The sequence below is a fragment of the Aliiroseovarius sp. M344 genome, assembly GCF_025140835.1.
In the GTDB taxonomy this organism is placed as follows: Bacteria; Pseudomonadota; Alphaproteobacteria; order Rhodobacterales; family Rhodobacteraceae; genus Aliiroseovarius.
This window is the reverse complement of sequence record NZ_CP081153.1, coordinates 1,558,633-1,582,870: the sequence shown is the minus strand read 5'-3', so window position 1 is coordinate 1,582,870 and position 24,238 is coordinate 1,558,633. Positions and strand designations below refer to the sequence as shown.

At 58.1% G+C, this 24,238-nt stretch carries 24 protein-coding genes; 14 read left to right on the top strand and 10 right to left on the bottom strand.

Going from position 1 to position 24,238, the window contains the following annotated elements:
• The gene (locus K3556_RS07715; protein ID WP_260519133.1) at positions 1–783 is read right to left on the bottom strand and encodes a class II glutamine amidotransferase; all 783 of its coding nucleotides are present in this window, start codon (positions 781–783) and stop codon (positions 1–3) included.
• 8 nt (positions 784–791) lie between these two features.
• Positions 792–998, bottom strand: coding sequence for a DUF6356 family protein (locus tag K3556_RS07710; protein WP_260519132.1), 207 nt, complete (start codon positions 996–998; stop codon positions 792–794).
• A gap of 110 nt (positions 999–1,108) precedes the next feature.
• On the opposite strand from K3556_RS07710, the gene K3556_RS07705 reads away from it, so the two are divergent.
• The 3 genes from K3556_RS07705 to typA all read left to right on the top strand — a co-directional run bounded on the left by K3556_RS07705 (position 1,109) and on the right by typA (position 3,904).
• Complete coding sequence (locus K3556_RS07705) at positions 1,109–1,567, top strand: Lrp/AsnC family transcriptional regulator (RefSeq protein WP_260519131.1); 459 nt, start codon at positions 1,109–1,111, stop codon at positions 1,565–1,567.
• A gap of 57 nt (positions 1,568–1,624) precedes the next feature.
• Entirely contained in the window at positions 1,625–1,954 is a 330-nt protein-coding gene (locus K3556_RS07700) for a multidrug efflux SMR transporter (RefSeq protein ID WP_260519130.1), read from the top strand.
• A gap of 126 nt (positions 1,955–2,080) precedes the next feature.
• Positions 2,081–3,904 (top strand): translational GTPase TypA, encoded by a 1,824-nt coding sequence (gene typA, locus K3556_RS07695; protein ID WP_260519129.1) that lies wholly within the window; start codon positions 2,081–2,083, stop codon positions 3,902–3,904.
• Between the two features lie 63 nt (positions 3,905–3,967).
• Here the strand turns inward: typA and K3556_RS07690 are convergent, their stop codons facing one another.
• The 6 genes from K3556_RS07690 to guaB form a co-directional block, all read right to left on the bottom strand.
• Complete coding sequence (locus K3556_RS07690) at positions 3,968–4,255, bottom strand: DUF1330 domain-containing protein (RefSeq protein ID WP_260519128.1); 288 nt, start codon at positions 4,253–4,255, stop codon at positions 3,968–3,970.
• A gap of 77 nt (positions 4,256–4,332) precedes the next feature.
• Positions 4,333–6,978 carry an alanine--tRNA ligase gene (alaS, locus tag K3556_RS07685; protein WP_260519127.1) on the bottom strand — a complete coding sequence of 882 codons (2,646 nt, stop codon included), beginning with the start codon at positions 6,976–6,978 and terminating at the stop codon, positions 4,333–4,335.
• Between the two features lie 126 nt (positions 6,979–7,104).
• Positions 7,105–8,193, bottom strand: coding sequence for a recombinase RecA (gene recA / locus K3556_RS07680; RefSeq protein WP_312847289.1), 1,089 nt, complete (start codon positions 8,191–8,193; stop codon positions 7,105–7,107).
• Between the two features lie 205 nt (positions 8,194–8,398).
• Entirely contained in the window at positions 8,399–10,999 is a 2,601-nt protein-coding gene (locus tag K3556_RS07675; RefSeq protein ID WP_260519126.1) for an ATP-binding protein, read from the bottom strand.
• A gap of 104 nt (positions 11,000–11,103) precedes the next feature.
• Positions 11,104–12,264 (bottom strand): RsmB/NOP family class I SAM-dependent RNA methyltransferase, encoded by a 1,161-nt coding sequence (locus tag K3556_RS07670; RefSeq protein ID WP_260519125.1) that lies wholly within the window; start codon positions 12,262–12,264, stop codon positions 11,104–11,106.
• 48 nt (positions 12,265–12,312) lie between these two features.
• Complete coding sequence (gene guaB / locus K3556_RS07665) at positions 12,313–13,761, bottom strand: IMP dehydrogenase (RefSeq protein ID WP_260519124.1); 1,449 nt, start codon at positions 13,759–13,761, stop codon at positions 12,313–12,315.
• 198 nt (positions 13,762–13,959) lie between these two features.
• On the opposite strand from guaB, the gene K3556_RS07660 reads away from it, so the two are divergent.
• Entirely contained in the window at positions 13,960–14,778 is an 819-nt protein-coding gene (locus K3556_RS07660; protein WP_260519123.1) for an oxaloacetate decarboxylase, read from the top strand.
• A 6-nt stretch (positions 14,779–14,784) separates the two neighbouring features.
• Here K3556_RS07660 and K3556_RS07655 read toward each other — a convergent pair whose 3' ends face one another.
• Together K3556_RS07655 and dksA are read right to left on the bottom strand one after the other, a co-directional pair.
• Positions 14,785–15,954 (bottom strand): FAD-dependent monooxygenase, encoded by a 1,170-nt coding sequence (locus K3556_RS07655; protein ID WP_260519122.1) that lies wholly within the window; start codon positions 15,952–15,954, stop codon positions 14,785–14,787.
• Positions 15,955–16,113: 159 nt separating this feature from the next.
• The gene (gene dksA, locus K3556_RS07650; protein WP_260519121.1) at positions 16,114–16,536 is read right to left on the bottom strand and encodes an RNA polymerase-binding protein DksA; all 423 of its coding nucleotides are present in this window, start codon (positions 16,534–16,536) and stop codon (positions 16,114–16,116) included.
• A 355-nt stretch (positions 16,537–16,891) separates the two neighbouring features.
• Here dksA and K3556_RS07645 point away from each other — a divergent pair, with 355 nt between their 5' ends.
• The 10 genes from K3556_RS07645 to K3556_RS07600 all read left to right on the top strand — a co-directional run bounded on the left by K3556_RS07645 (position 16,892) and on the right by K3556_RS07600 (position 24,186).
• On the top strand, positions 16,892–17,752 hold the full coding sequence (locus K3556_RS07645) for an AAA family ATPase (RefSeq protein WP_260519120.1): 861 nt from the start codon (positions 16,892–16,894) through the stop codon (positions 17,750–17,752).
• A gap of 67 nt (positions 17,753–17,819) precedes the next feature.
• A complete protein-coding gene (locus tag K3556_RS07640; RefSeq protein ID WP_260519119.1) occupies positions 17,820–18,227 on the top strand; it encodes an MbcA/ParS/Xre antitoxin family protein in 408 nt (135 codons plus the stop codon).
• A complete protein-coding gene (locus K3556_RS07635) occupies positions 18,224–18,928 on the top strand; it encodes an RES family NAD+ phosphorylase (protein WP_260519118.1) in 705 nt (234 codons plus the stop codon). Before K3556_RS07640 ends, K3556_RS07635 begins: the two co-directional genes overlap by 4 nt.
• Positions 18,929–19,165: 237 nt before the next feature.
• Positions 19,166–19,585, top strand: coding sequence for a GNAT family N-acetyltransferase (locus tag K3556_RS07630; protein WP_260519117.1), 420 nt, complete (start codon positions 19,166–19,168; stop codon positions 19,583–19,585).
• Positions 19,585–20,988 (top strand): DUF2927 domain-containing protein, encoded by a 1,404-nt coding sequence (locus K3556_RS07625; RefSeq protein ID WP_260519116.1) that lies wholly within the window; start codon positions 19,585–19,587, stop codon positions 20,986–20,988. The genes K3556_RS07630 and K3556_RS07625 overlap by 1 nt, the downstream gene beginning before the upstream one ends.
• A gap of 49 nt (positions 20,989–21,037) precedes the next feature.
• Complete coding sequence (locus tag K3556_RS07620) at positions 21,038–21,196, top strand: hypothetical protein (RefSeq protein WP_260519115.1); 159 nt, start codon at positions 21,038–21,040, stop codon at positions 21,194–21,196.
• Positions 21,197–21,206: 10 nt separating this feature from the next.
• Positions 21,207–22,391: a vWA domain-containing protein gene (locus K3556_RS07615; protein WP_260519114.1), complete on the top strand. Its 1,185-nt coding sequence runs from the start codon at positions 21,207–21,209 to the stop codon at positions 22,389–22,391.
• Positions 22,392–22,443: 52 nt separating this feature from the next.
• A complete protein-coding gene (locus tag K3556_RS07610) occupies positions 22,444–22,836 on the top strand; it encodes a hypothetical protein (protein WP_260519113.1) in 393 nt (130 codons plus the stop codon).
• Positions 22,833–23,456 carry a DedA family protein gene (locus tag K3556_RS07605; protein WP_260519112.1) on the top strand — a complete coding sequence of 208 codons (624 nt, stop codon included), beginning with the start codon at positions 22,833–22,835 and terminating at the stop codon, positions 23,454–23,456. The genes K3556_RS07610 and K3556_RS07605 overlap by 4 nt, the downstream gene beginning before the upstream one ends.
• Positions 23,457–23,502: 46 nt before the next feature.
• A complete protein-coding gene (locus K3556_RS07600) occupies positions 23,503–24,186 on the top strand; it encodes a M48 family metallopeptidase (RefSeq protein WP_260519111.1) in 684 nt (227 codons plus the stop codon).
• The last annotated feature ends 52 nt before the right edge of the window (positions 24,187–24,238 follow it).

The following is a 24,238-nucleotide window of genomic DNA, read 5'->3' as shown; positions in this document are numbered from 1 at the left end:
TCACACCGTTGGCGCGAAAAGTTGAAGTTCAACCTCGGCCCCATGAAATTGCGCGACATGGCCGGGTGCAAGCTCGGTCCAGTCGCCTTCGGTTTGCTCCAGCGGTTCAGACACCACCGCCCATCCCTGACGACTTTCCGACCAGCGATAATAGACCGAGGGCGCATGCTTGTCAGTGGCATAGCGCGCGGCCCAGAGTGTTTTACCGTTGCTGAACGCGGCTGACAGCCGAAGATGCGGCGCGGCCCCATGGACACGGGACAGATCGACGAGAGCACCGGTGGCATGGGCCAGCGCGGCGACAGGCTCGGTCCCTCGCTCGATCTCAGCGTGCATCAGAAGAAACAGAACTTCGCTGTCGGTCGCCCCGCGCCGCACCGAATAATGCGAATCAGGAATAAGCATATCGGCATGTTTGCGAAACCGCTCGAACCCACCAACTTGACCATTGTGCATGAAACTCCAGCACCCATGGGTAAACGGATGGCAGTTGTTGCGGCTTGTGGCGGACCCTGTCGATGCCCTGACATGCGCCAGGAAAAGCCTTGATCGCACCTGCTCGGCAATCGCGCGCAAGTTTGGATCAGACCAGGCTGGCAAAACATCACGGTACAGCCCCGGTTTTGGCAGGTGATCATACCAAGCCAACCCGAACCCATCAGCGTTGATCGCGGTCTTTGCCTCTTCGGCGCCCTGACTTTGGTGAATTAGGGAATGCGCTGGGTGAACGACGACCTCTTCAACAAAGATCGGCGCACCAAGATAAGCGGCCCAACGGCACATAAGCGACCCTATTGTCCGCGATTATGGGTCTTGGCGTAAAGGCGCGCTGTGATGCGGCTTGCGGTTTTCTCGCAGGCGGCGGGGATCAGGGCGTGAACCAACGCGGCCCCTGCGGCCACAAACAGCCAGAATGAAAAACCCGCGGCAAATCGGGCATGTTCCAAATAGGTTTCGTCAACTGATTGCGGGTGTTCAAAAAAGACTTTGCTGATCATGTTCATCTCCTGTCGCGTTTCCTAATAGAACCGCAGTTCACTTCAAATTTCTTCCCAAACTTATCACTCAGGGGATATTCTTTGGGATTTTTTTACGATATATGTGCACCATGGTGGTAATTGACACATTAGATCGGAAAATCCTGAGCGAACTGCAACGCAATGCTGATCAGAGCCTTGAAGAGATTGGCGCGTTGGTCAACTTGTCGCGCAATGCCTGCTGGCGACGTATCCGGGCGCTGGAAGATCGGGGCGTCATTAAAAAGCGCGTCGCGCTGCTTGATGCAGAAAAACTGGGGCTTGGGTTGTCGGTATTTATCCAAATCCGCACCTCGCATCATGTCGCCGATTGGCTAGGGAAGTTTGCCACGGCAACCCGGCTCATGCCCGAGATCCTCGGCGCTTATCGAATGACAGGCGATCTGGATTACCTGATCCATGCCCGTGTGGCTGATATGGCGGATTACGACCGTTTGTATCAGCGGCTGATTTCACAGGTCGAGCTGAGTGACGTGTCCGCCAGCTTCGTCATGGAAGAGATCAAGGAAACAACGCAACTTCCGCTTTAAATGCTTGACCGTTCTGAGCACTCGGGTCAGCCTTAGGTAACTAACGCGGGTGATAAGATGCCATATCTCGTCCTGATCTTGGCAGTGATTGCCGAAACCGTCGGCACCACCGCTTTGCAAGCCAGCCAACAGTTCACACGTCTTGGCCCATCGCTGACGGTTATTGTCGCTTATGGGATCAGCTTTTTTCTGCTTGGCTGGGCGTTGAAGTTCATGCCGGTGGGCATCGCTTATGCGATCTGGTCGGGGCTGGGGATAGTCTTGATTGCTGTAATCGGGTTCATCATGTTCGGGCAACGGCTGGACTGGCCGGCAATCCTTGGCCTTGCCATGATCCTTGGCGGGATATTGGTGATCCACCTGTTTTCCACAGCCACCCAACACTGAACACCGGCGCAATTCAGTCGATTTCCCAGTCCAAGGGCATTTGGGGGTGGCTTTCGCCCCGCAACCGGGCTATGCGCCCCCCTAACTTCTAACACGTTAAACACGTTCTCCCCTTAAGGTGGCCCTATGGACCTGCGCAATATCGCGATCATCGCACACGTTGACCACGGCAAGACAACTCTTGTTGACGAGCTTTTGAAACAATCCGGCGCGTTCCGGGAAAACCAGGCTGTGGCTGAACGCGCCATGGATTCCAACGATCTGGAACGTGAACGCGGTATCACGATTTTCGCCAAGCCCACCTCGGTGGAATATAAAGGCACTCGGATCAACATCGTTGATACCCCCGGCCACGCAGATTTCGGTGGCGAGGTTGAGCGGATCCTGTCGATGGTTGATGGCGTTGTCTTGCTTGTCGATGCAGCAGAAGGGCCAATGCCACAGACCAAATTCGTGACCTCGAAAGCCTTGGCTTTGGGGCTGCGTCCGATCGTTGTCTTGAACAAGGTGGACAAGCCCGACGCCGAGCCCGACCGCGCACTGGACGAATGTTTCGACCTGTTTGCCAACCTTGGCGCTGATGATGACCAGTTGGACTTCCCGCATATGTATGCTTCGGGCCGCAATGGCTGGGCGGATGCTGAACTGGATGGCCCCCGCAAGGACCTGCACGCGCTGTTCAACCTGATCGTGAACCACGTGCCGAAGCCAAAGCAGATTGCGCATCAGAACGAAGATTTTTCGATGCTGGCCACCACGCTGGGCGCGGACCCGTTTGTCGGTCGTCTGCTCACCGGTCGTGTTGAAACCGGACGGCTTAAAGTGGGTGCCACTGTGCAAGCCCTGTCGCGCATCGGCCAGAAGATCGAACAGTTCCGCGTCACCCGCATCCAAGCCTTCCGCGGCCTGTCCCAACAAGATATCGAAGAAGCTGTCGCAGGCGACATCGTCTCGCTTGCGGGCATGTCGAAAGCCACGGTGGCAGACACGATCTGCGCCCTGGCCGTCGACACGCCGCTGGACGCTCAGCCCATCGACCCGCCCACCATCACCGTGACCTTCGGGATCAATGACAGCCCCTTGGCGGGCCGTGACGGCAAGAAGGTGCAGTCGCGGGTCATTCGCGAACGCCTGATGAAAGAGGCCGAAAGCAACGTTGCAATCAAAATTGCGGACACGCCGGGCGGTGAAGCGTTCGAAGTCTCGGGCCGTGGCGAATTGCAGATGGGCGTGTTGATCGAAAACATGCGTCGCGAAGGGTTCGAACTGTCAATCTCGCGCCCACAGGTGATCATGCGCGAGGTCGATGGCCAGACGGTCGAGCCAATCGAAGAAGTCACCATCGATGTGGATGACGAGTATTCCGGCGCCGTGATTGAAAAAATTACCGGTACGCGCAAAGGCGAAATGACCGAGATGAAGCCTGCAGGTGCGGGCAAAACCCGGATCATCGCCCATGTACCGTCGCGCGGCCTGATCGGCTATCACGGCGAGTTTCTGACGGATACGCGCGGCACCGGTGTCCTGAACCGTGTCTTCCACGACTGGGCGCCGCATAAAGGCAACATCCCGGGCCGTCGCGCAGGTGTTCTGATCTCGATGGAAAACGGAGTATCCGTGGCCTATGCGCTGTGGAACCTCGAAGATCGCGGCCGCATGTTTATCGGCGCACAGGAAGACGTGTATCAGGGCATGATCATCGGCGAGCATTCGCGCGAGAACGATCTTGAAGTGAACCCGTTGAAAGGCAAGAAGCTGACCAACGTACGGGCTTCGGGCACCGATGAAGCCGTTCGATTGACCACCCCGATCACCATGTCGTTGGAAGAGGCCATCGCCTATATCGACAATGATGAACTGGTCGAGGTGACACCGAACAACATCCGCCTGCGCAAACGCTTCCTGGACCCGCATGAGCGCAAACGCCAGGCGCGGTCATCTGATCAGTAAGTGACTGACCATAAAACTAAAAAGCCCCGGCGCAATGCCGGGGCTTTTTACATTTAGGACTGGTTACTCGGTCGTTTCGACCACAAGCAACTCACGCTCAGACGCGCCTCGCGCGTGACTGAGGGCTTCCTGGTATTCAGGTGAGTTATAGCACCCTTCCGCCGCTTCCACGCTGGGGAACTTCGCGACCACATTGCGCGGGCGGTCCTTGCCTTCAAGCTGCACATAACGCCCGGCGCGCGCGATGAAATGGCCGCCATGCTTGGCAATCGCTGGTCCCGCAAGGGCAGCGTATTTGCCATAGGCTTCTTCATCCGTAACGGTCACATGGGCAATCCAAAGGGCGGGCATGGTGTATCTCCTGAATGAAAAAGGCCGCGTTAGTCAGCAGACGATACGCGGCCTTTCAAGATTTGCAATGGCGGCTGTCAGTTTGCGATGGTCGCTTCGGCAGCTGCGATCGCGGCTTCGGCGCCGGAAAAATCCTGCCCCCCGCCCTGCGCCAGTTCAGGACGACCGCCGCCACCCTTGCCACCCAGTTCGGGAACCGCGGCCTTTACAAGGTCAACCGCAGAAATACGGGCAGTCAAATCTGCCGAAACACCAGCGGCAACGGCCACCTTGCCGTCATTGTCCGAGATGATAAGAACCGCACCAGATCCAAGGCTGTCTTTCTGTTCATTCACAAGCGTCTGCAAGTCTTTGCCTGCCACGCCAGAAATGGTCATCGCAAGGAACTTCATTCCATTGATCTCTTTAGCTTCGGCCCCGGTGCCCGCCGCTTTGGCAAGCTCGCGTTTGAGGTTTGAAATCTCGTTGTTCAAGACCTTGCGTTCGTCCAGCATCGATTTCACCCGGTCGACGACCTCTTCCGGCTTGGCCTTCAACATGCCCTGCAACTGGGTCGCGCGCGCGGCTTCGTCTTCGATATGTGCAACTGCAGCCTTACCCGTCAGCGCCTCAATGCGGCGCACACCTGCCGAGCTGGCCCCTTCGGACAGGATGACACACACGCCGATATCGCCGGTTTGCTTCACATGCGTGCCACCACAAAGTTCGATCGAGTAGGTCGCCCCATCCGTCCCTTTTCCTGTCGCCGCATGACCCATGGAAACGACACGCACTTCGTCGCCATACTTTTCGCCAAACAGCGCCTGAGCACCCATGTCGCGCGCATCATCAGGCGTCATGATCCGGGTCTCGACCGTCGTGTTCTGCCGGACATATGTGTTCACCTCGCGGGCGATATTGCCAAGCTCTTGCGGCGACACGGCTTTGTTATGGCTGAAATCGAACCGCAAACGGTCGGGCGCGTTCAGGGACCCGCGCTGCGCGACGTGGTCGCCCAGCTCGTTGCGCAGCGCTTCATGCAGCAAATGCGTCGCCGAATGGTTGGCACGGATGGCAGTGCGGCGCAGGTGATCAACGGCCAGTTCAGCACCCTGCCCCTTGGCAATCTTGCCCTCGTCGACAGTTGCGAAGTGAATAAACACATCTGCAACCTTTTTGGTCTCGGTGATGTGCGCGGAGCCGGTATCGGTCCGGATCAGTCCAGTGTCGCCCACCTGCCCGCCAGCCTCGGCATAGAAAGGTGTCTGGTTCACAACGATCTGAACCTCTTCTCCCGCTTTGGCACTGTCTGCCAAGGCCCCGCCCGCAACGATCGCCAAAACCTGCCCTTCGGCATGTTCCGTGTCATAGCCAAGAAATTCGGTGACGCCGTGCTGTTCTGCGAGATCAAACCAGATGGTGGCATCCGCCGCCTCACCCGATCCTGACCAGGCGGCGCGCGCGCGGGTCTTTTGCTCTTCCATCGCCGTGTCGAACCCGGCGGTGTCCACGCCGCGCCCTTTTTCGCGCAGCGCATCCTGTGTCAGATCCAGCGGGAACCCATAGGTATCATAGAGTTTGAACGCGGTTTCACCGGGCAGTTCGGTGCCTTCAGGCAGTTCCGACAGTTCGTCATCCAACAGCTTCAGGCCACGGTCGAGCGTTTTCTTGAAGCGGGTTTCTTCGTTCAGCAGTGTCTCTTCAATCATCGATTGTGCGCGGCCCAATTCGGGATAAGCCTGCCCCATCTGGGCGACAAGCTCGGGCACCAAGCGGTGCATGACCGGGTCTTGCGCGCCCAATAGGTGGGCATGGCGCATCGCGCGGCGCATGATCCGGCGCAGCACATAGCCACGTCCCTCATTGGACGGCATCACACCATCCGCCATCAGGAAAGAGGTCGAACGCAAATGGTCCGCGATCACGCGGTGATGCACGTTTTGATCGCCATAAGGGTCGACATTGGTCGCATGGGCCGATGCTTCAATCAGCGCTTTGAACAGGTCGGTGTCATAATTGTCGTGGCTTCCCTGCAGCAACGCACCGATGCGCTCCAGCCCCATGCCGGTGTCAATCGACTGCATGTCCAGCGCCTTCATCGAGCCGTCATCGAACTGCTCGTTCTGCATGAACACCACATTCCAAATCTCGATGAACCGGTCTCCATCCTCCTCAGCCGACCCCGGAGGACCGCCCCAGATATGGTCGCCGTGGTCGTAGAAAATCTCCGTACACGGCCCGCAGGGGCCGGTTGGCCCCATTTGCCAGAAATTGTCCGCCGTATCGATGCGGATGATCCGGTCTTCGGGCACGCCAACCTTTTTCCAGATCTCAAATGCCTCGTCATCGGTGTGATAGATCGTGGTCAGCAGGCGCTTTGGATCAACGCCGAATTCCTTAGTGATCAGGTTCCAGGCAAACGGGATCGCGTCGTCTTTGAAATAATCGCCGAAACTGAAATTCCCAAGCATTTCGAAAAACGTATGGTGGCGGGCCGTATAGCCCACATTGTCCAGATCGTTATGCTTGCCACCTGCCCGGACACATTTCTGCGCCGTGGTGGCACGGGTATAATCACGCGTCTCGATCCCGGTGAACAGGTTTTTGAACTGCACCATGCCGGAATTGACAAACATCAATGTCGGATCGTTGCGCGGCACCAGTGGCGAGCTGTCCACGACCGTGTGCCCGTTATCCTTGAAATACTGCAGGAAGGTGGATCGAATATCGTTTAGGCTGGCCATGTTATCTAGTCTCTGAAAGGGCGTTCACATCCGTTTACCTTTGCCAGCGCGCCCTGTCCACAGGCTGCTCACGCAAAAAGAAAAGGCCGGGGAATGCCCGGCCTTCGTCGTGTTGTGTGGATGGGATCAGGCCTCGAGCAACCCGTCATCATCGACATCTTTATCCACAACCTTTTCACTCTCTGGCATGTCGAAATCCAATCCGTGGGCGGCACGGATCTTGTCTTCGATCTCAAGCGCGGTGCGGTTGTTTTCACGCAGATAGGTTTTTGCGTTCTCACGCCCTTGCCCGATACGTTCGTCACCATAGCTGAACCAGGCGCCCGATTTCTCGACCACACCAGCCTTAACGCCCAGATCGAGAAGCTCGCCCATTTTCGAAATTCCTTCGCCATACATGATGTCAAACTCAACCTGTTTGAACGGTGGGGCGACCTTGTTCTTTACGACCTTCACGCGCGTGGCATTGCCAACCACCTCGTCGCGGTCCTTGATCGCACCAATACGGCGGATATCCAGACGCACCGAGCTGTAGAATTTGAGCGCATTGCCGCCCGACGTGGTTTCCGGGCTGCCAAACATGACGCCGATTTTCATGCGGATCTGGTTGATGAAGACCACGGTACATTTTGAACGGGAGATTGATCCGGTCAGTTTTCGCATGGCTTGGCTCATCAAGCGGGCTTGGACGCCAACGCTGCTATCGCCCATGTCGCCTTCTAGCTCCGACCGCGGGGTCAGTGCCGCGACCGAGTCGACCACGACCATATTAACCGCGCCCGAACGCACCAATGTGTCCACGATCTCCAACGCTTGTTCACCAGTATCTGGTTGGCTTATCAAAAGTTCATCCAGATCAACGCCAAGTTTCTTTGCATATTGCGGATCCAGCGCGTGTTCGGCGTCAACAAACGCGCACACGCCGCCCTTCTTTTGTTCTTCCGCAACGCAATGCAGTGTCAAAGTCGTCTTACCTGAGCTTTCGGGTCCATAAATCTCTACAATACGACCCTTCGGCAGGCCGCCAATCCCAAGGGCGATGTCCAGACCCAGTGACCCGGTCGAGGTCGAGGCAATCTCGGCAACCGGATTGTCGGCTCCGAGTTTCATGATCGACCCTTTACCAAACTGTCGTTCGATTTGCGCCAATGCGCTGTCGAGCGCCTTTTGTTTGTCACCGTCACGTTTCATGTCGAAGATATCCGCCGTTGCCATTTCTTATGATCCCTTATTTCACACCCGCGAACGGGCGGCAATCATGCTCATGTTCTGCTCTTGTTCTCAAAACCGTTATGAGCACAAAATAGGAACATTTCAAGTCATGTTTTCAAAAACCATATTGCGGAAGAATGGTAACTGAATTGTTAACGGCTCCTTTTTCTGGTGCTGCCGCTTTGAAAACATGGGCTATTACGCGTGATCAATGCAATTGTCGTTGCACCGTCGCCGTCAGGTCAGTCAATGAAAACGGCTTGGGTAAGAACACCGAATTGGGAATGCGGGCTTGGTGTTCCGAAACCGAATCCTCGGCATATCCAGACACGAACACAACCTTGACGCCGGGCCGGTCCTCCAGAGCTTTGGCCACCCAGGTTGGGCCGTCCATTCCCGGCATGATAACGTCGGTTACGAACACATCGACGGACAGCGACGTATCCTCCAATGTTTTCAAGGCCTCCTCTGCGTTCTCGGCCTCTAACACAGTAAAGCCACGCATCCTCAGGGCGCGTGACGCAAACGCGCGAACAGGGGCCTCATCTTCGACCAGCAAGACTATTCCGTCATCATTGTCATCGGGATCATGTGTCGGCTTCGGCAGCTCTTCTAAGGGTGTGACATGACTCGCCAAATTGTTTTTGATGGTTTGCGGTTCTTTGCCACCACCATTCCGTGGTGATGCGGAGGATCCGGTTACGGCCACTGATGTGCCGTTCAACACCAATTGGTCGTCCGCTTTCAAACTGTTCAGGGTCGCCTGTATTTGATCCGCAATCTGGCCGTTGGTCTGACTGCTGGCGGGGGATATTGCCTGCCCGGTCTCAGCCATCAGTTCCGGAGCGACTCCTCCTTTGTCACAAAGGGCACCGGCCAAAGACCCGTCAACGCCGTTTATTTCAGACGAAGCGGCATCGCCATCCTGACACGCTGGGAAATACAAGGTGAAGGTTGATCCAGTGCCGGGGATTGAATCTACAAAAATGAATCCCCCCATTTGCTTGACGATGCCATACGCCATCGACAACCCAAGCCCGGTGCCTTTTCCCGCGCCTTTGGTTGTGAAAAATGGTTCAAAAATCTTGGCAATCTTGTCGGCGGGAATGCCTGTACCCTGATCGATGACCCGGATCGCAACATATTCCCCGGCGGGCACGGTCGCGCGGTCGCGATGCAGGGCCTGTTCAACACTAACATTTCGCGTCTCAACCCGGATCAAGCCGCCCTCCTGCATCGCATCGCGCGCGTTGACCACAAGGTTCATGATGACCTGATCCAGTTGACGGCGATCCGCGCGGATAGGCATCAGGTCGCGATCATGATCCAGATCCAACGAAACCTTCTCTCCCACCAGCCGGTTCAGAAGGTGCGTCAGGTCAGAAAGGGAGTCTGTCAGCACCAGTTTCTCTGGACAGAGGGTTTGTTTGCGCGAGAACGCCAGCAACTGGCGCACAAGGGCAGCAGCCCGGTTTGAATTCTGGTGAATCTGAGATAAGTCAGAATATTCGGGGTCTTTTTCGTCGCGCCCCAGCAATAACAGATCACAATGGCCGGATATCGCAGTCAGTAAGTTATTGAAATCATGCGCAACACCGCCCGCTAACTGGCCAATCGCTTCCATTTTTTGGCTTTGCACGAATTGGGCTTCGAGCGTTTTCAACTCGGTCGCGTCCTGCAAAACAGCCACCAGCGCCTGTCCCGTTTCATCAGCCACCTGACCCAGTGATATCTGTAAAAACACGTCCTCTTCCGGCTTGACCGCGCGCACGACCTCAGCGCGACCCAGATGCCGGCCCGCATGCGCCTCGCGCAGCCATTCAGAAACAGGGCGGCCCAACCCCTCAACCTGATCTGCCAATTGGGAGCCAATCGCTTTTTCATCGCCCAACAGAGCCCTTGCGCGCCGGTTGGCCATGGAAATGGCGCCTGTCGTGTCCAATTTGATCAGTGGCACCGGAAGCCGATCAATGAAAGCCCATTCCTCGCTGGTGATAACCGGGCCTGAGGGTGGCGGCAGGAGGTAAATCTCACGTCGTCCTGCACTGATTTCCAGATCGCAGATAAATGCCGGCACGGGTCCGTCTTTGGCTGAGACTTGCACCACAGCGCCCGCCTGCACCGGCAGCTCTGTAAAGACGCGGTCCAACGTGGTCTCGCGCCCACCCAGAAGGCGTCGTGCGGATTCATTCATGAACAGGATGGTGCCGGATTTCGACACGGTCATCATGGGAAGGCTGATATGTTCCCCGGTGCGACCACCCTGTCCGCGTTCACCGAAATCTTCCAGTCGCCAAAGAAACCCGCCGTCGCCGACCGCGTGAACCGACAACCGGACGTGCCCACGCCGCAAAACAACATCTTCGCGCGCAGCCCCTTTTGCCATGGCTTTGTTTTGCAACCGAAAGAGCACCGAGGCGGGGGCTGCAAACATGTCTTTGACCGCGCCGGCCAGCGTCCCGCCCACCTGCTCGCCAAAATCCGAAATGGCAGCAGCGTTCTGATACCGGATCATCCCGTCCGCATCGGTCGCAAAAGAGGCCGCCGCATCCTTGTCCACAAACCGCCGAACTGTTTGAAACAATGCTTTCTGCTGACGTTGGTGCAACGCGGTAATGGCGCACACCGTCAGCGCAAGGCACAGGAATGTCAGACCGATCAGCAAAAGGATCAGCCCCGGCACAGGAAATCCAACAAACCATGCCGAGCCGACAAAAAGCGCGGCCAGAGCCAGCAGGTACCCGACCCGCCGCGACATTCGCACAGCAATTTCGGTTAATGGGTTGGGCAACATTTCAGCTTGCGACACAGGGATCCCCTTATAAAGAATCGGCCCCCTGTTATTGCAACCTGAGGGTTAAGCGCCGATTAATGGGGTCAAGGTTAACAACCTTAGATTGTTTTTGCCAAGCCTTACATTCTTTTTAGTCGCGCAAGATAGAAGCCATCCCCCCCATCAAGGGTCGAGAAACTGTGTTCATTGCCACAGCTAAACTCAGGATTTTTCGCCAAGAATTCATCAACTTGAGCACGATTTTCGGACTTCAAAACAGAACAGGTTGCATAGGAAATGGCACCGTTTGGCGCGCACAAAGCAGGCAATTGCGACAAAACCTCTTTTTGCACCGCTAGAAGCTCTTCGAACCGCTCTGGTGTTAACAGCCACTTTCCTTGCGGCGCGCGTCTCCAAGATCCGCTGCCGGAACAGGGCGCGTCCGCAAAGACCAGATCAAACTGGCCAAAGTCGGCCAACCTGTCGGGATGTGCGATCTGGATATGACACCCAGCCCGTTCGGCACGGGCAGGAAGGTCTTTCATGCGCGCAGGCGCGATGTCATGGGCAACGACCTTGGCCCCCAACGCCGCCATCGCCAGCGACTTTCCTCCACCACCGGCACAATAATCCAACACCCGCATACCCGGCGCGATTTCCAACGCTTCGACCACTGCCTGTGAAGCCGCATCCTGAAGCTCGACAATTCCATGAAGATAGGCCTGTGATCCATTGATTTTACGTGGATTTTCGATGACCTCTAATGCGGTGGACGCCAGCGGGTGCGGTTGAGTTACGATCCCTTCGGCCGCCAAAGCGATCAGGGCGTCTGCAACAGTTATCCGCGCGATATTGACCCGCAGGAAAACGGGCGCACGATGACGCAGCGCCTCCAGTTCACGCTCGGCATCTTCACCAAGGCTTTGATCAAAAAGTGGCAACAGCCAGTCCGGACAATCAAGCCGCTCTGCCCGCGTTGGTTTTGCACTGACTTGGCGTTCATCGTCGGTCAATATGCTTGGTGCATGTCCGTCGCCCGTCAACAGCGTATCAGGGTCAATGCCCTGCCCACGCAATAGCCCGATCATGATCGCGCGCCCGGTGTTCCCCCCACCCAATGCGGCAGCGGACCTGCGCCGTCTGAGGGCATCGAACACATGATCCCGAATGGCGGCCCGGTCTTTGGAGCCCGCAAAGCGGTGGCCGCGCGCCCAACCGGTTAACGCTTGTTCTGCCGGGGTTCCAGCCAGATAGGTATCAAGAATCTCAATCGCAGCAGCAACGCGGGCGCCGGGTGTCATATCCCGGACCTATCGACTTCAAGAACGCACCACAATGCCATGATTAATCTACCCAATACGATAGTTCGGACTTTCACGGGTGATCTGCACATCATGCACGTGGCTTTCCTTCAAACCAGCGCCAGTGATCTTCACAAACTTGCAGTTCTGGCGCATCTCGGCGACTGTCGCACAGCCCGTATATCCCATCGCCGCGCGCAGACCGCCCACCAGCTGGTGGATCACTGCGCCAGCGCTGCCCTTATAGGGCACCTGGCCCTCGATGCCTTCGGGCACCAGTTTGTCCGACGCCGCATCCTTCTGGAAATACCGATCCGCCGACCCCCGTGCCATCGCGCCGAGCGAGCCCATGCCGCGGTAGGCCTTGAAGCTTCGGCCCTGATACAAGATCACCTCGCCGGGGCTCTCATCAGTGCCCGCAATCATCGAGCCGACCATCGCGCAGCTGGCACCTGCGGCGATCGCTTTGGCAAAATCGCCTGAGAACTTGATGCCGCCATCGGCAATCACCGGCACATCGCCCGCAGCGGCAGCGCAATCGCCAATCGCAGTCAGCTGTGGCACACCGACCCCGGCCACCATGCGCGTGGTGCAGATCGACCCCGGACCAATGCCGACCTTCACGGCATCCGCGCCCGCATCAATCAAAGCGCGTGTGGCGTCACCCGTCGCCACGTTGCCAGCGATCACCTGCACTGAATTCGACAGTTCTTTCACACGCTTCACCGCGTCGATCACGCCTTGCGAATGGCCATGAGCTGTATCGACCACAACGATGTCCACGCCTGCATCAATCAACGCTTCGGACCGCGCAAAGCCACTGTCGCCGACAGAACTGGCCGCAGCAACCCGCAGCCGCCCCAGATCATCCTTGCAGGCGGTGGGGTTCAAAACGGCCTGTTCGGTGTCTTTCAGGGTCAAAAGACCGGTCAGCTTGCCTTCCCCATTGGTGACAAGAAGCTTTTCGATCCGCCGGGCTTTCATCAGGCTTTTCGCCTCTTCCAGCTCCGCAGGTTCTTGCAGCATGGCCAAGTTGTTCGAAGTCATCATCGCCTTCACCGGCGTGTTGTCATCCGAAGCAAACCGCATGTCACGGTTGGTCACGATCCCAACGACCCTGCCCTGTTCATCAACGACGGGAAAGCCAGTGACCCGATACCGGTCCTGAAGCAGTTTGGCATCCGCCAGTGTCTGATCCGGCGTCAGGGTGATCGGGTTGTAGACAATCCCGCTTTCAAACCGCTTCACGCGCCGCACCTGTTCGGCCTGTTCTTCAATATCGAGGTTCTTGTGAATGACCCCCATGCCACCAGCCTGCGCCATGGCAATGGCCATGCGCGCTTCGGTCACGGTGTCCATCGCAGAGCTGAGAAGCGGGATGTTCAGGGCAATTGACCGCGTCACAAAGGTGGTCGTGTTTGCCGTCGATGGCAACACGTGGCTTGCGGCCGGAACCAGAAGGACGTCGTCGAAAGTGAGCGCCTCGCGAATCTCCATGGGCTTTCTCCTCGGGAGTGTTCGTTTGACACGTCCCTATCTCATGGAGTGTGCCATTTGGAAAGGGCTTGGGGGGACATTTCTGCGCTTTGCCGGAAAAAACACGTTACCGCCGCGCAGCCGCGCTGTGTTTGACAAACCACACGCGGCGCGGAAAGCTTGCTGGAGCATCAAGAACGACAAAGAGGATGGCGTCGCATGACCGACCAGAACAAAGGAGCCGCTTTTCGCGCCCTACACCAGAAAGGCAACCCGTTCATTCTGGCCAATGCCTGGGATATCGGCAGCGCAAAAATGCTGGCAGGGCTTGGGGCGCAGGCCATCGGGACGTCGTCTGCAGCCCATGCGTTTACCCTTGGGCGTCCAGATATGGGACATGTCACCCGTGACGAGGCGCTGGCGCATGCCCAAGATCTTGTCGCTGCCGTGAATGTGCCGGTGTCCGGCGATTTTGAAAACGGCTTTGGTGATGACCCTGACACCTGCGCCGAAACCGTGCGCCTGTCATACGAGGCAGGGCTTGCGGGGATATCGATCGAGGATACGGCCTTGCCGTCTGCGACACCTTATGAGCGCGAATATGCGGTCGAACGGATCAGGGCTGCGGTGGCGGCCGCCCGCGCCTTGCCCGGCGACTTTGTCCTTGTAGCGCGGGCAGACGGTGTGATGAACGGGGAATGCGATCTTGAAGAAGCGCTGGCGCGCATTGCAGGCTACGAAGCTGCGGGGGCAGATTGTGTTTATATTCCCCTGCCCGGCACGCTGGCCGATCAGGCGCGGGTCTGTGCCGCCACAACCTTACCGGTCAACGCGCTGGCCGCAGGGCCATTGTCACAGGTCAGTCGCGCCGATCTGGCACAGGCGGGCGTGGCCCGTATCTCTCTGGGATCAGCGCTGGCGCGGGTGACACATCGGGTGATTCATGACGCAGCTCAGGCTATGTTTGCGCACGGAGATTTTTCCATGCTCGGCACCGGAATGCCGGGCAGTGAGGTCGATGCCCTGTTGAAGCCCTAAGCAGGACTAAAGCCGGGTAACATCCTCGTCATAAATCCAGCGAAACCGATTGAAAACCTGCTGGGGGACCAGCCGTCCGGCCAGCCGCAATGCCCCGTGACCTAAGCGGCGCGCAAGTGGGTTGGCATAATGGTAATTGCGCGCATTCTTACCTGCAGTTGCCACAATCCGTTCACAGCGCGCGCGACGCAATTGCTGATAGCGCGCAGGGCCTTTGTCGAACCCGCGACGATCCAGACAACTAGCCAGAACCCACGCATCCTCGATCGCCATAACGGCGCCTTGCGCCATGAACGGCAAGGTGGGGTGCGCCGCGTCCCCCAACAAGGCGCAATGGCCATAATGCCAGTTCAGCGCCACCGGATGTCGGAACAAGCCCCACAAATGGACGGTATCCACACGTTCAAGCAGCGCCTGTGCGTCATCACAAAAACCGGCAAACGCCCGGCGCAGATTGTCAGGATCGTCGGTGTGGTTCCATCCTTCATCTGCCCAAACGTCGCGTTCTTCGACCGCAACCAGATTAACCAACGAGCCGCCCCGCAGAGGATAAGTCACCATGTGCCGGCCGGGACCCATGAACACCGTCGCTTCGGCTGGCTCACGTCCGGTTGCGGGCACCGTCGACCGCCATGCGACCTGTCCAGTGAAAAAGGGCGCGCGGGCACCGTTCAGTGCGGCATTCATGACAGAGTGCAGGCCATCGGCACCAATAACAAAACCCATCTCTTGGGTGGCTTCGCCTGCGATTTTGACCTTCGCCGTTGTCTGGCTTTTGCTCACCGCTTCGACCGCGACCCCACACCGGATCTCAACACCCGCCGCGCGCGCCGCTGTCGCCAACAGGTCAATCAGATCTGCGCGATGAAACAACAGGAAGGTCGCATCGGGCGCCACTTTGTCGAAACTGAAATCAATGACCTCGTGGCCCGAGATCCCATCGCGCAACCAAACGCCGTTGCCGCGCATGGCCTGCGCGCGGGCTTGCTCGCCCAGCCCCAACGCGTCCAGAACCCGCACCCCATTTGGGCTGATCTGCAGCCCCGCCCCCACTTCGGTGATCGCAGGGGCCTGTTCCAAAACAGTGACTTTTGCGCCGCGCTGCGCCAGCGCCACCGCCACCGTCAGCCCACCTATTCCCGCCCCAAGGATGGTAAAATCCTGACCTGCGATCATCGGGCGGCTCCTTTGGTGGTCGTTTCTCAAAACCTATGTCCGGCAGCCCTCCAGAACAAACAAAAAAGGCGCCGGACATCCAGCGCCTTCTGCCATGCTTTTGGGTCCTATGCCACGCGACATGTGCGCCCATCTGCGAATTCTGTGCCAAACCGCACCTTAGTCGTCGCGGTGGACCTTTTCGCGCCGCTCGTGACGTTCCTGTGCCTCTAGGCTCAGTGTCGCAATTGGGCGCGCATCAAGACGCTTGAGAGAAATCGGCTCGCCAGTTTCCGAGCAATAGCCATATTCGCCTTCGTCGATACGACGCAATGCCTGCTCAATCTTACCGACCAGCTTGCGTGAACGATCCCGTGTGCGCAATTCAAGCGCCCGATCGGTTTCCTCTGACGCGCGATCTGCGATGTCTGGAATGTTACGTGTGTTGTCTTGCAAGCCTTCAAGCGTGTGACGGCTTTCATCAAGCAATTCTTCTTTCCAGGCCAGAAGCTTCCGACGGAAATATTCCGTCTGACGTTCATTCATAAACGGTTCGTCTTCGGCAGGACTGTAATCGTCGGGCAGAAAAGTCTCTGCTTTCATACCAACTCCCTCACTTACCAGACCTAAACTACCTAGCAACGCTGTTGCCCCTCAGAAGTCCGGCTTCTTATGGCGCTCGTTTACACCCGCTTTTGCCTGTTGTCACTAGGCAATGGGGTCAACTTTGTAAGGAATTCGTGTTTGGCGGGTAAACACCTGATCCGGAACGAAAACCCGCAACCCGGTTATGACCTGAACGCGCGTCGGACCTGCCACTGCCCGCAAAACCCCCACCAAGCTGGGCTTTATTCACCCCATTTGGTTTGTGCCCCGCCTGTCGCGCGCACTTGCCAAACGCGACACACGCCTTTACCTCGCCCCTGAATGAGTTTTCGACCAAAGACGGGGTAACAGGATGACAAAACGCTTTGAAGGCACCGAAAGCTATGTGGCAACGGACGATCTGAAAGTTGCCGTGAACGCGGCTGTCACACTGCAACGCCCCCTTTTGGTCAAAGGCGAACCCGGCACCGGAAAAACCGAACTTGCGTTGCAGGTGGCGGGCGCGCTGGGCGCGCGGATGATCGAATGGAACATCAAGTCGACGACCAAGGCGCAACAGGGTTTGTATGAGTATGATGCCGTCAGCCGCCTGCGCGACAGCCAGTTGGGCGAGGAGCGCGTGCATGATGTGAGAAACTACATCAAACGCGGCAAGTTGTGGGAGGCATTCGACGCCGATGAGCGCGTCGTTCTGCTGATTGACGAGATCGACAAGGCCGATATCGAGTTCCCGAACGATCTGCTGCAAGAGCTTGATAAGATGGAGTTTCACGTCTACGAGACTGGCGAAACCATCCGTGCCAAGAACCGCCCGATCATCATCATCACCTCGAACAATGAAAAAGAACTGCCAGATGCGTTCCTGCGTCGCTGTTTCTTCCATTATATCCGCTTTCCGGATGCCGATACGCTGGCGAAAATTGTCGAGGTGCACCACCCCGGCATCAAACCACGCCTGCTGACCGAGGCCTTGACCCAGTTTTACGAAATTCGCGAACAGCCGGGGTTGAAGAAAAAGCCGTCGACCTCTGAGGTGCTGGATTGGTTAAAACTGCTCTTGGCCGAAGACATTGATCCCGAAACGCTAAAACGCGACGGGGCTTCTGCCTTGCCAACCCTGCACGGGGCGCTGCTGAAGAATGAGCAGGATGTGCATCTGTTTGAGCGTCTGGCCTTTTTGGCGCGGGGTGGCGGTCGTAGCGGCCGCCAGTAAGCCCATCTGATCTTGACTTTGGGTCCATATGACCTTATCTTCTGATCAACATGACAGGAGATGCAAGATGCACGCCGCCCCGCAACCACTGACCCCGCCCCCGGCGCGTCCGACCTCGGACCATGCTGCTGTTGCGCTGAAAGCTTATGGCCGGATCGCGCAAGCTTGGGAGTTGCGTTTGGAAGATGCCGCCGCGCTGGCAGATATGTCCACGTCGACGTGGAAACGTGCCCGCAACCCCGGCTTCAAGGGCGATCTGACCCGCGACCAGATGCTGCGTCTGTCCGCGCTGGTCGGGATCTACAAGTCGCTGCATCTGTATTTCGACGACGCGATTGCCGACAGCTGGATCACGCTTGCCAATACCGGCCCGCTTTTTGACGGCACCCGCCCGATCGACACGATGATCGAGGACGGCTTGCCGCAATTCCTGCGCGTGCGCAGCTATGTTGATGCGTTGCGGGGGGGCATGTGACCGAGGCCCTGCCCCTGCGATCCGTCAGCGACCGAGCCCTTGTCCGCCTGATCCCGGCCACCTATCACAAGCCGCCCGCCTTGCGCGGGCTGGTGGATGGTGACGATGAAATGGCGCTGTTGGCCGAAGTTGAGGCGATGACATCCGACCGTCAGACCGCTGAACGTGGCCGTGATCCGGGAATCGACCGACGCGAATTGGCATGGGCGCGACGCGAGGCGGATCTGCGCCTGTATGGCATGACCCATGTCAACGCCGCCTTCACCTATCGCCGCACGGGTGGCAACCGGTTTAACGATGAACACCGCGGCGCGTGGTATTGTAGTTGGAGCGCCATGACATCAGTCGCCGAGGTTGGCTATCACTACACCCGCGAACTGACTTTTATCGGCGTCTTTGACACGAAAGTGCGCTATGTCGAGCTGTTGGCGGATTTTATCGGCGACTTCCCTGATCTGACCGGCCAGCCTGACCACCCGTCGCTACACCCGGAGCCCGCTCAGGGCTACCCGCGCGGTCAGGCGCTGGCCGATAAATTGCGGGCCGAGGGGCATCGGGGCTTGGTCTATCCGTCAGTGCGACACCCGTCGGGCACTTGTCTGGTCGCCTTCGACCCGGCGGCCGTGCAAAACGTCCGGCCCGGCGCGAAATGGGAAATCACATGGTCCGGATCACCGGATTACGACGTCATCGGCCTGTAACACCCGATTCGCCGCTTTTGGCGCAATCCAGACAAGCACCCTAGTGGTATGTGAATTTCACCACACAAGATATTGTTTTCCTTGGTGGTATTTTACCCTGCAACCCAACAAACGCACCGTTTCCCTTGGTGATCACCGCGCCACCCCCTACAGTCGACACCTTGCCTGGGGGGGCACAAAAACGGGTGTGCGTGTGTTGTTATGGGAAACAATGCTCACATTACCGTTCGGCCACTGATGCCGTCTGATAGATCTGCGTGGAATCGCCTGTGGGAAGGCTATCTGCGCTATTATGAGACTGAAGTTGACGCGAAGGTCTATGAAACCACCTTCGCCCGGCTGTTGTCAGAGGATCCGAACGAGTTCCACGGCCTGGTGGCCTGCGTGGAAGATCAGCCTGTCGGGCTGGTGCATTTCCTGTTCCATCGCCATGCGTGGAAAATAGAAAATGTCTGTTACCTGCAGGACCTTTACGCCGACCCATCTGTGCGCGGCACCGGGGTCGGACGCGCGCTGATCGAGGCGGTCTATGACGCAGCAGATCAGAACGGCACACCGTCGGTCTATTGGCTGACGCAGGATTTCAACCACACCGCCCGCAAACTCTATGACCGGATTGGCGTCAAAACGCCGTTCATCCGGTATGGGAGGTCGTGATGACGCGCAGAACAGCAAAAGCAGCCGTCCTTGCCTTGGGGTGCCTGACCTTTATCGGCTGCGCCGTGCCGGGTGGGTCGCGCGCGACGACGGACCGGACCTCAGATGGCGGTGAAGTCACTGCGCGCCGCGTTGGACTGCCCACCACCCTGCCGCCGATGAAGAGCTTTGCCAGCACGCAAATCACACGCCCCGCACGATCCAACAGCGTGATTGCCGGCGATTTTCTGGACCTGTCATTCCTATTGGAAAGCGGTCGTCCCCTGCCCGTTCTGACCCGTTTTGAAGGCCCCGTGACCTTGCGTGTCACCGGCAACGCGCCATCCTATATGGCAGCCGACCTGTCTCGTTTGATGGCGCGACTTCGGATCGAAGCCGGGATCAATATCCGGCAGGTTTCCGGCTCTGAACCCGCGTCGATCACGCTGGAAGTGATCTCTAAACGCCAATTGCAGCGCCTTGTGCCCCACGCCGCCTGTTTCGTCTCGCCCAACGTGTCAAGCTGGCAAGAATACAAGGCGGCACGCGGCACCCCGCAGCTGGATTGGGCACGCATGCGCAGCCGTACCAAGATGGCGGTTTTCCTGCCCGGCGATGTCAGCCCGCAAGAATTGCGCGACTGCCTGCACGAAGAAGTTGCGCAGGCCCTGGGCCCGGTGAATGACCTGTATCGCCTGCATGATAGTGTGTTCAATGACGACAATTTCCACACAGTGCTGACAGGGTTCGATATGCTGATCCTGCGCGCTTATTACGCGCCCGAATTGGCGTCCGGGATGAGCCGTGGCGACGTTGCCGCCCGATTGCCTGCCTTACTTGCCCGCCTGAACCCGGCTGGCGGGTCGGGCGCGCCGCGTCTGAGCGGACGCTCGCCCGATCGTTGGAAAACTGCGATTGAAACCGCGCTGGGCGGTGGCCAGTCCAAAACGCGGCGCAGGCAAGCCGCAGCCGAGGCCGTGTCCGTTGCGCGCAGCCAGGGTTGGCAGGATACCCGTCTGGCTTTCAGCCTGTTCGCCTATGGCCGCCTGAACATGCGCCAGGACAGCAAAGGCGCGTTCGCAGCCTTCCGCGAGGCCGAAGCGATCTATCGCGCCAATCCGGAAACAGCCGTGCATGCGGCGCATATGGGTGTGCAACTGGCCGCCTATGCGTTGTCCGCAGGTCACGCCGGGGACGCGATTTCAATCGTTAACGCACATATTCCCCCGGTCATGCGGGCCGAAAACGCCGCCCTACTGGCAACGTTAATGATGATCAAGGCCGAGGCGCTGGACCTTGCAGGCCGGACATCGGAAGCCCAGCTTGTCAGGCTCGACAGTCTGGGCTGGGCGCGTTATGGCTTCGGCTCAAACGAACAAGTTGGCGCGCGGCTCGGCGAAATCGCGGCCATTTCGCCGGGTTAGACAGATCGGGGCCTTCTTTGCGTGCCCTTTTTGAAGGGTAGAAGCAGATATGGTGGTCATCGCAGCGCTTATTTTCGGAGCATTGGTTGGCGTCTTGCGCGCCCGCAAACGTGGCGGTAACCGGCTGGACATCGCGCAATATGCGACCGTACATGCGCTTGGGTTTGCACTGATTGCGCTGTTCTTCTCGATCATCATCAGCCGCTAGGCCCGACTTTATGTTTCTGCCATTCTTTGAAAACCTCCGTGCCAACAAAGTCCCTGTGTCCTTGCGCGAATTTCTTTCGTTTCTTGAGGCCATGAAGGCCGGTCTGGTCACCTATGACATCGAGGGGTTTTACTATCTCGCCCGCACCGCGATGGTGAAGGACGAACGAAACCTCGATAAGTTTGACCGCGCCTTTTCCATTACATTTGAAGGGCTTGAAGCAATCTCTTCAGAAGCCATGCTGGAGGCCGTGGACATTCCGCAGGAATGGCTGGACAAGATGGCCGAGAAATTCCTGACCGCTGAAGAAAAGGCCGAGATCGAAGCCCTTGGTGGCTTTGACAAGCTGATGGAGACGCTGAAAGAGCGCCTGAAGGAACAGGAAGGTCGCCATCAGGGTGGCAACAAGTGGATCGGCACGGCGGGCACATCGCCGTTCGGCGCCTATGGCTATAATCCAGAAGGCGTGCGCATCGGGCAGGACAAGTCCCGCCACCAGCGCGCGGTCAAAGTTTGGGACAAACGCGAGTTCAAGAACCTCGACGACGGGGTCGAGCTTGGCACCCGCAACATCAAAGTCGCACTGAAGCGCCTGCGCAACTGGGCGCGCAACGGCGCCCATGAAGAACTTGACCTTGACGGCACGATCCGCGCCACAGCCGAACATGGTTATCTGGATGTAAAAACCCGCCCCGAGCGGCACAACGCCGTGAAAGTCCTTCTATTTCTGGATGTTGGCGGATCAATGGACCCGCATATCAAGGTGGTGGAAGAGTTGTTTTCCGCCGCCCGCAGCGAGTTCAAGCATCTGGAATACTACTATTTCCACAACTGCCTTTACGAAGGCGTGTGGCGCGACAATGCGCGCCGTTGGAACGATCAGACCCCCACATGGGACGTGCTGCGCACCTATGGCGCGGACTACAAATGCATCTTTGTCGGCGATGCCTCGATGAGCCCCTATGAGGTTGCCTATCGCGGCGGCGCCAACGAGCATTGGAACGACGAGGCCGGACAGGTCTGGTTGGAACGTGCGCGGGAACAATGGCCGGATAACCTGTGGATCAATCCCCTGCCCGAGCATCACTGGAAATACACCCAATCCGTTCAGATGATCGGCCAGATATTCGAGGGCCGTATGGTGCCAATGACGCTTGAAGGCATTGAGCGGGGCATGAAAGATTTGGGCCGGTAGCGACGGAAAACCTTCGCCCCGACGTTAAAAAGAAATGGGCAAGGAAACCGCAATGTTCTCATTCATAAAACGCATCTGGCGCGCGGCACCCGTGGCCACTGTAATTTTGGCGATTGCGCTGGCCGCCGGGGTGTTTTTTGGCACGCGCACTGTGTCCAGTTGGGTCTATTGGAATGATCCGGCGCACCGCGATCAGCCGGTCGCGGCTTGGATGACGCCCCGCTATGTCGTGCATTCCTGGCGCATCCCGCGCGAGGTTGTCATAGACGTATTGGGCGACCCGGAACGCGCCGAAGGCTTTCGCAATTTGGAACATCTGGCACAGGACCGCGGCATCCCGGTCGACGTCCTGATCCTGCAGATCACAGAGGCGATTGAGGGCTTCCGCGCCACGCAGGGGGTGGACGGGAACGGCGGCGCAAACACGGCGGGATCGGGCCAATGACCGACGCCGTCTTTGCACTTCTGTCGACGTATGGACCTTGGGTGGTGTTCGCCTCGGCCTTCCTGTCCTGTCTGGCCGTACCGATCCCCACATCGCTGATGATGCTGGCCGGCGGGGCGTTCGCGGCGGCGGGCGATCTGGCGCTGACCAATGTGGTGTCGGCGGCATTTGCAGGGGCCGTGATCGGCGATCAGACCGGATATTCACTTGGCCGGTACGGCGGCCGGGACATGCTGGACCGACTTGCCCGCAGCCCCGCGCGAAAAGCCGTGCTGACACGCGCGCAAGGCTTCACCGATCGCCACGGCGGCAAGGGTGTTTTTCTGTCCACATGGGCGGTTGCGCCGCTTGGGCCATGGGTTAATTTTGCTGCCGGAGCCACCGGACTGAACTGGCTTCGGTTCACAATATGGGACATACTGGGCGAAACCATATGGGTCACGCTCTATGTGGGTCTTGGCTATGGTTTCGCCGCGCGGATCGAAAGCCTTGCGTCCCTGCTGGGCAACCTGGCCGGGTTCCTCGTGGCGGCGGTGGTCGCGGCCGGGATGTTTGCCTGGATCCGGGCCGTTTTGAGGGCGCAAACGCGACAGAACGGCGCAAACGCGCGTGTTGAGTGACGTATAACCCCTTTCGCGCGCGCCGGAATATCCCCATATAGGTCGCATGTTGAAGCTTTTGCCTATCCTGCTGCCCGTCGCCTATGGCCTGCTGCTCTATCATTTTTCGGTCTGGCGCACGCATCGCGAGCTGGATAGCCAATCCACACGGTTGGCGGATCCCAAGCTCAAAGCCCTGACCGACCGGATGGCCGCATCGTTGGATATCGCCGAGATTCCGGTCCACATTTACGAAATCGATCCGGTGAACGGGCTGGCCGCGCCGGACGGTCGGATATTCATCACGCGCGGGTTCTTCAAAGAATACCAACAGGGCCGTGTCAGTGCCGAAGAAATGGCCAGTGTGATCGCGCATGAACTTGGACATGTGGCACTGGGGCACGCGCGCAAACGGATGATCGACTTTGCCGGTCAAAACGCCCTGCGCACCGTTCTGTCGATGATGATATCGCGGTTTCTGCCCGGTGCGGGTGTCTATGTCGCACGCATGTTGACCCGCCTCCTTGCGGCTGGATTGAGCCGCGGTGATGAATATGAAGCCGATGCTTATGCGACCGCTCTGTTGATCAAGTCCGGCATCGGGTCAGAGCCACAGAAAACCTTGTTCGGAAAACTCGATGCGTTGACGAAAAACCGGGCCGGTGTGATGCCCGCATGGATGATGAGCCATCCGAAAACCGTCGAACGCATTGCGGCAATCGAGAAAAACGAAGCCAAATGGGTGCATTAGGGGCGTTGCCCCTCTGCGCTGCGCGCATTCACCCCAGGATTTTTCTAGCCAG